Source organism: Oceanicella sp. SM1341, from assembly GCF_003448965.1.
In the GTDB taxonomy this organism is placed as follows: Bacteria; Pseudomonadota; Alphaproteobacteria; order Rhodobacterales; family Rhodobacteraceae; genus Paroceanicella.
Genome location: NZ_QRGC01000087.1, coordinates 1 through 1,054, shown reverse-complemented (window position 1 = coordinate 1,054; position 1,054 = coordinate 1). Strand labels below are relative to the sequence as shown.

1 protein-coding gene and 1 pseudogene are annotated in these 1,054 nt (G+C 69.0%); both read right to left on the bottom strand.

Annotation, left to right across the window (positions count from 1 at the left end):
- Window positions 1-303 (bottom strand): annotated as a pseudogene (locus tag D3P35_RS25825) (electron transfer flavoprotein subunit alpha/FixB family protein); the annotation flags it as partial.
- Window positions 303-1,054, bottom strand: a 752-nt coding sequence (locus D3P35_RS25820; protein ID WP_157982353.1) for an electron transfer flavoprotein subunit beta/FixA family protein, incomplete at its 5' end; no start/stop codon positions are given. The gene D3P35_RS25820 and the pseudogene D3P35_RS25825, both read right to left, overlap by 1 nt.

The window sequence follows — 1,054 nt, the reverse complement described above, 5'->3', positions numbered from 1 at the left end:
GCGCGGCGCCACGTTCTTGCCCGAGACGGTCGACGGCAGCACGATGTGCCCGAACCCGCCGGCGAGCGAGACCACGAGCGCGGCCAGCGGCTCGGCGAGGCCATGGGCGTAGAGCGCGTCATCGGCGCAGAGCACCTTGGAGACACCCTCCAGCGTGGCGGCCTCGGCGGCGGCCTCGGCGCAGCCCTGGCCCGCGACCAGCACGGTCACGTCACCCAGCGCCTTCGCGGCGGTGAGCGCCTTGGCGGTGGCATCGAGCGCCAGCGCGCCCCCGGAGACTTCCGCGATCAGCAGGACGGCCATCAGATCACCCCCGTGTCTTTGAGTTTCGCCACCAGTTCCTCGACCGAGGCGACCTTCACGCCGGCGGAGCGGCCCGCGGGCTCCTTCACCGAGACGACCGAGAGGCGCGGCGCGACATCGACGCCGTACTCTTCCGGCGTCTTCTCCTCGAGCGGCTTCTTCTTCGCCTTCATGATGTTGGGCAGCGAGGCGTAGCGCGGCTCGTTCAGGCGCAGGTCGGCGGTCACGATCGCCGGCAGCTTCACCTTCACGGTCTGCAGGCCGCCGTCGACCTCGCGGGTCACCGCGGCGCTCTCGCCCTCGATGTCGATCTTCGAGGCGTAGGTGGCCTGGCTCCAGCCCAGCAGGGCGGAGAGCATCTGGCCGGTGGCGTTCATGTCGTTGTCGATGGCCTGCTTGCCGCAGATCACCAGGCCGGGCGCCTCGGCCTCGACCACCTTGGCGAGCAGCTTGGCGACGGCCAGCGGCTCGATGTCATTCGCGGCATCCTCGGAGGCCACGATCAGGATCGCGCGGTCCGCACCCATGGCGAGGGCGGTGCGCAGCGTCTCCTGTGACTGTTTCACGCCGATCGAGACGGCGACGACCTCGTCCGCCTTGCCGGCTTCCTTCAGGCGGATCGCCTCTTCCACGGCGATCTCGTCGAACGGGTTCATCGACATCTTGACGTTGGCGAGATCGACACCGCTGCCATCCGCCTTCACGCGGACCTTCACGTTGTAGTCGATCACGCGTTTGACCGGCACGAGGA